Origin of the sequence: Methylobacterium sp. WL103 (assembly GCF_008039885.1) — a bacterium.
In the GTDB taxonomy this organism is placed as follows: Bacteria; Pseudomonadota; Alphaproteobacteria; order Rhizobiales; family Beijerinckiaceae; genus Methylobacterium; species Methylobacterium cerastii.
The window spans coordinates 1-5,878 of record NZ_VRUX01000250.1; the positions used below are offsets into that span (position 1 = coordinate 1).

General features: G+C 67.2%; 5 protein-coding genes. All 5 read left to right on the forward strand.

What is annotated here, in order from left to right; all coding sequences use genetic code 11:
* Positions 1-162: 162 nt before the first annotated feature.
* On the forward strand, positions 163-396 hold the full coding sequence (locus tag FV222_RS31215) for a hypothetical protein (protein WP_246685480.1): 234 nt from the start codon (positions 163-165) through the stop codon (positions 394-396).
* A 153-nt stretch (positions 397-549) separates the two neighbouring features.
* Positions 550-3,630, forward strand: a complete 3,081-nt coding sequence (fdnG, locus tag FV222_RS15300) for a formate dehydrogenase-N subunit alpha (RefSeq protein WP_147814947.1) — start codon at positions 550-552, stop codon at positions 3,628-3,630.
* A 15-nt stretch (positions 3,631-3,645) separates the two neighbouring features.
* Positions 3,646-4,581 carry a formate dehydrogenase subunit beta gene (fdxH, locus tag FV222_RS15305; protein ID WP_147753877.1) on the forward strand — a complete coding sequence of 312 codons (936 nt, stop codon included), beginning with the start codon at positions 3,646-3,648 and terminating at the stop codon, positions 4,579-4,581.
* A 130-nt stretch (positions 4,582-4,711) separates the two neighbouring features.
* Positions 4,712-5,431: a formate dehydrogenase subunit gamma gene (locus FV222_RS15310; protein WP_147764735.1), complete on the forward strand. Its 720-nt coding sequence runs from the start codon at positions 4,712-4,714 to the stop codon at positions 5,429-5,431.
* A gap of 4 nt (positions 5,432-5,435) precedes the next feature.
* The coding region (gene fdhE / locus FV222_RS15315) for a formate dehydrogenase accessory protein FdhE (RefSeq protein ID WP_246685481.1) at positions 5,436-5,878 on the forward strand (443 nt) is incomplete at its 3' end.

The following is a 5,878-nucleotide window of genomic DNA, read 5'->3' on the forward strand; positions in this document are numbered from 1 at the left end:
CTTCAAGCTCGCGCAGATGCGCGAGACCCGTAACACCTGCCCCTACTGTTCGGTGGCCTGCGGCGTCATCCTCTACCAGCAGCCGCAGCCCTGGCGCTCGCGCTCGCCTGCACCCCCGGCCACGCCCAGACCAAGCCCGGCGACATCAAAGGCGTCGACGCGATGGGCGACAAGAGCCGCAGCGCCAACGACGGCTGGAGCCAGGCCCCCGTGCCGCGCGAGGAATCAGCGGCCAAGGATGCGCCCAACCCGGGCGGCAACTCCACGGCGGAGAACCGGGAGCGGAAGGTGCCGGGCGCCGACACCGGCTCCTCCTCGGGCACCGAGCCGCAGGCACCCCTCGACCACCGCACCCCGGGGCCGTCAGGACAGAACCCGGCCATTCCGTCGAAATAATTCCGGTTTCCGCTAGCGGATTGAACGAGCTGGTAAATCGTGCGTATTGCAGCGCGATATCCGCCCGATCTGTGTCACGGAACCGCACTTGCCTCGGGCCGGCAATCCTGGGAAGCATGCTGGAATTAGTCCAGCTCTGATCGGGATACTCGGATGACGATTCAGGTCTCACGGCGCGGCCTGCTGAAGGGTGGCGCCATCACCCTCGCGGGTGGCTCCCTCGGCGCCCTCGGCTTCGGCGGCCTCGAGCCGGCGATGGCGGCGGCGGTCCGCCCCTTCAAGCTCGCGCAGATGCGCGAGACCCGTAACACCTGCCCCTACTGTTCGGTGGCCTGCGGCGTCATCCTCTACAGCCTCGGCGACAAGTCGAAGAACGCCCGCTCTGCGGTGATGCACGTCGAGGGCGACCCCGACCACCCGATCAACCGCGGCACGCTCTGCCCGAAGGGCTCGGCGCTGCTCGACTTCATCCAGGCCGAGACCCGGACGAAGTACCCGCTGCACCGCGAGGCCGGCTCCAAGGAGTTCAAGCGCGTCTCCTGGGACTTCGCCTTCGAGCGGATCGCCCGGCTGATGAAGGAGGATCGCGACAAGAACTTCGTGGCCAAGAACGGCGACCTCACGGTCAACCGCTGGACCACGATGGGCTTCCTCGGCGCCTCGGCGACCTCCAACGAGACCGCGTGGCTCACCTACAAGACGGTCCGAAGCATGGGGGCCCTGGTCTTCGATAACCAGGCCAGGGTTTGACACGGCCCATCGGTCGCCAGTCTGGCGCCCTCCTTCGGCCGCGGTGCGATGACCAACCTCTGGATGGACATCAAGCACGCGGACGTCATCACCGTCATGGGCGGCAACGCCGCTGAGGCGCACCCCTGCGGCTTCAAGTGGGTGGTCGAGGCCAAGGCCCACAACAACGCCAAGCTGATCGTCGTCGACCCGCGCTTCACCCGCACGGCGTCGGTGGCTGACCTGTACTGCCCGATCCGCCAGGGGACCGACATCGCGTTCCTGTCGGGCGTGACCAAGTACCTGCTCGACAACGACAAGCTGCAGCATCGCTACGTCGCGGCATATTCCAACGCCGGCTACGTCGTGCGCGAAGGCTACGACTTCCAGGACGGGCTGTTTGCCGGCTACGATCCCGAGAAGCGCGACTACGACAAGTCGACCTGGGACTACGAGATCGGTCCCGACGGGTACGCGGTCGTCGACGAGACGATGCAGCACCCGCGTTGCGTCATGCAGCTGCTGAAGAAGCACGTCGCGATCTACACGCCCGAGATGGTGTCGCGGATCTGCGGCTCGCCGCAGGAGACCTTCCTCAAGGTCTGCGAGCTCATCGCCACGACCTCGACGCCCGACCGGACGATGGCTTCGCTCTATGCTCTCGGCTGGACGCACCACTCCAAGGGCTCGCAGAACATCCGCTCGATGTGCATCGTGCAGACGTTGCTCGGCAACATCGGCATGTTGGGTGGCGGCATGCAGGCCTTGCGCGGCCACTCCAACATCCAGGGGCTGACGGACCTCGGGCTGATGAGCAACCTCATCCCCGGCTACCTGAACATCCCGATCGAGAAGGAGCCGACCTACAAGGACTACGCGTCCAAGCGCGAGTTCAAGCCGCTGCGGCCGGGGCAGACCAGCTACTGGCAGAACTACAACAAGTTCTTCGTCTCGTTCCAGAAGGCGATGTGGGGCGAGAAGGCGACCAAGGAGAACGACTGGGCCTACGACTACCTGCCCAAGCTCGACGTGCCGACCTACGACGTGCTGCGCGGCTTCGAGCTGGCGAAGCAAGGCAAGATGACCGGGTACTTCATCCAGGGCTTCAATTGCCTGATGTCGTTCCCCAATCGCGCCAAGATGACGGAAGCCTTCTCCAAGATGAAGTTCATCGTGGTGATGGACCCGCTCAAGACCGAGACCGCGCGGTTCTGGGAGAACCACGGCGAGTACAACGACGTGGACACCGCCTCGATCCAGACCGAGGTGTTCGAGCTGCCGACCACGCTGTTCGCCGAGGAGGAGGGCTCGCTCTCCAACTCCAGCCGCTGGCTGCAATGGCACTGGCAGGCTCAGGACGCTCCGGGCGAGTGCAAGCCCGACATCGACATCATGGCGGGCATCTTCCTGCGCATGAAGGAGATGTATCAGAAGGAGGGCGGCGCCTTCCCGGACCCGATCGTCAACCTGACCTGGAACTACGCGATCGCCCACGAGCCAACGCCGACCGAGCTCGCTCGCGAGATGAACGGCTACACGCTCGCCCCGACGCCGGGCCTCGACGGGCAGACCCTGCCCGCCGGCCGCCAGGTCGACGGCTTCGCCCAGCTCAAGGACGACGGCACCACCGCCTGCGGCTGCTGGATCTACTCGGGCTGCTACACCGAGAAGGGCAACACCATGGCCCGCCGCGACAACGCGGATCCGGGCGACCGCGGCATCGCGCCGAACTGGGCCTTCGCCTGGCCGGCCAACCGCCGCGTGCTCTACAACCGCGCCTCGTGCGACCCGGAAGGGAAGCCGTGGTCGGAGAAGAAGAAGCTCATCGAGTGGAACGGCAAGCAGTGGGTCGGCTTCGACGTGCCGGACTACGGCGTCACCGTCGCCCCCGATAAGGGCGTCGGCCCGTTCATCCTCAACCAGGAGGGCGTCGCCCGCCTGTGGACCCGCGGCCTGATGCGCGACGGGCCGTTCCCGACGCACTACGAGCCGTTCGAGTCGCCGATGGCCAACATCCCGTTCCCGCGGGTGAAGGGCAATCCGGCGTCGCGGATCTTCAAGGACGACCTGGCCGACCTCGGCACCGCGGAAGAGTTCCCCTACGCGGCGACGAGCTACCGGCTGACCGAGCACTTCCATGGCTGGACCAAGCACGCCCGGATCAACGCGATCCTCCAGCCGGAGGCCTTCGTCGAGATCTCCGAGCAGCTCGCGAAGGAGAAGGGCATCGTGAAGGGCGGCTGGGTCCGGGTCTGGTCCAAGCGCGGCTCGCTCAAGGCCAAGGCCGTCGTCACCAAGCGCATCAAGCCGCTGATGTGCGACGGGAAGGCCGTCCACGTGGTCGGCATCCCGCAGCATTGGGGCTTCATGGGCCAGACGAAGAAGGGATGGCACCCGAACTCGCTCACCCCGGTGGTCGGCGACGCCAACACCGAGACGCCCGAGTTCAAGGCGTGGCTCGTCAACATCGAGCCGACGACGCCGCCGTCGGACGCGGTCGCGTAAGGGGAGCATCAGACAATGGCCGATTACAGCTCCCTCGACATCCGGCAGCGCTCCGCCTCCACGGAGACGCCGCCGGCCATCCGCTCCCACATGGAGGTCGCCAAACTCATCGACGTGTCGAAGTGCATCGGCTGCAAGGCCTGCCAGTCGGCCTGCGAGGAGTGGAACGACCTGCGGGACGACGTCGGCGTCAACGTCGGCGTCTACGACAACCCGCACGACCTCACGCCGAAGACGTGGACCCTGATGCGGTTCACGGAATACGAGAACGAGGCGACCAACAACCTCGAATGGCTGATCCGCAAGGACGGCTGCATGCACTGCACCGATCCGGGCTGCCTCAAGGCGTGCCCGTCCCCGGGCGCGATCGTGCAGTACTCCAACGGCATCGTCGACTTCATCGAGGAGAACTGCATCGGCTGCGGCTACTGCGTGAAGGGCTGCCCGTTCAACATCCCGCGCATCTCCGAGAAGGACCACAAGGCGTACAAGTGCACGCTGTGCTCGGACCGCGTGGCCGTCGGGCAGGCGCCCGCCTGCGCCAAGGCGTGCCCCACCGGCTCGATCATGTTCGGCACCAAGGCCGCGATGATCGAGCAGGCGCAGACCCGCGTGATCGACCTCAAGTCGCGCGGCTTCGAGCATGCCGGCCTCTACGACCCGGCCGGCGTCGGCGGCACGCACGTGATGTACGTGCTCCACCACGCCGACAAGCCGCAGCTCTATGCCGGCCTGCCGCTCGACCCGAAGATCTCGCCGCTGGTCGCCTTCTGGAAGGGAGGCGCCAAGGTGTTCGGGCTCGCCGCGATGGGCTTCGCCGCGGTCGCCGGCTTCTTCCACTACGTCACGGCGGGGCCGAACGAGGTCGTCGCCGAGGAAGAGGAAGAGGCGATCGAGTACGACCACGAGAAACGCCGTGGCGCCGAGGGCGGCGAGAACCGGCCGCACTGACGGAATCGAGGCGGCGCACATTCGGCGCCGCCTCGGGTCGAGATCGCCGGGACGCATCGGTGGCCGCGGGCGAAGCGACCGCCCGCGTCCCGGCTCCGTTTCGTGCCGCCATTCGAGAGAAGCAGATTCGATGACCGTTCACACCGACATCCGAGACGGCGACGCGCGCCCCCTGCGTGAGGTGCACGAGGCGCCCGAGGTGCTGTACGTCCCGCGCTACACCGGTCTGCAGCGGGTCAACCACTGGATCACCGCGATCCTGTTCACCCTGCTGACCCTCTCGGGCCTGGCGATGTTCACGCCCTACCTGTTCTCGCTCACTGGCATCTTCGGCGGCGGCCAGGCGACGCGGGCGATCCACCCGTGGTTCGGCGTGGCGCTGGCCGTCAGCTTCGCGCTGCTGTTCCTGCGGTTCTGGAAGCTCAACATCCCCAACAAGGACGACGTCGCCTGGTCGATGAAGATCGGCGACGTGGTGACCAACCGCGAGGACCGGCTGCCCGAGCTCGGCAAGTACAATGCCGGCCAGAAGGGCGTGTTCTGGGGTCAGACCGCCCTGATCGGGATCATGTTCGTCACCGGCCTGGTGATCTGGGACCAGTATTTCTACACCTACACCGTCATCGAGACGAAGCGCTGGGCGCTGCTGGCGCATTCACTGGCCGCGGTCATCGCCATCGCGATCATCGTCGTGCACATCTATGCCGGCATCTGGGTGCGCGGCACCGGCCGGGCGATGGTGCGCGGCACCGTCACCGGCGGCTGGGCCTATCGCCACCATCGCAAGTGGTTCCGGCAGATCGCCGGCGGCAAGCGCCAGCGCGGCTCCACCGACAAGCGCGGGCACTGACGCCTTGGCCCGTTTCTTCAAGCGCAACCCCGCGGCCGAGCCCGCGGGGCAAAATCCCGCGGGCGACGAAGCCGCCCAGGCCCCGAAACGCCCCAAGCTCCACGAGTTGCAGCCCGATCCGGACCGGATCGGCATCGCCGGCTCGGTGCCTTTCGTCCAGCTCCCCGTCCCCGCCGACCTGTTCGCGAACCGCGCCCTGCGCCTGCAGCGCCTCGCGCCCGACCATCCGATGGGCGGCTACCTCGACCTGCTCGCCCGCATCGCCACGGCGCAGGCCGCGGTTCAAGCCTCTCGCGCCGCGCGGGGCGTCCCGCCCGCCGAGCCCCATCCGGACGTGGCGATGCGGCTCGAGCACGGCATGCCGCCGATCTCCCGGCACACCCTTGAGGCGCCCGACGCCTTCCCCGCCTGCCTCGACGCGCTGCTCGACGCCCTCGACCTCGGCCC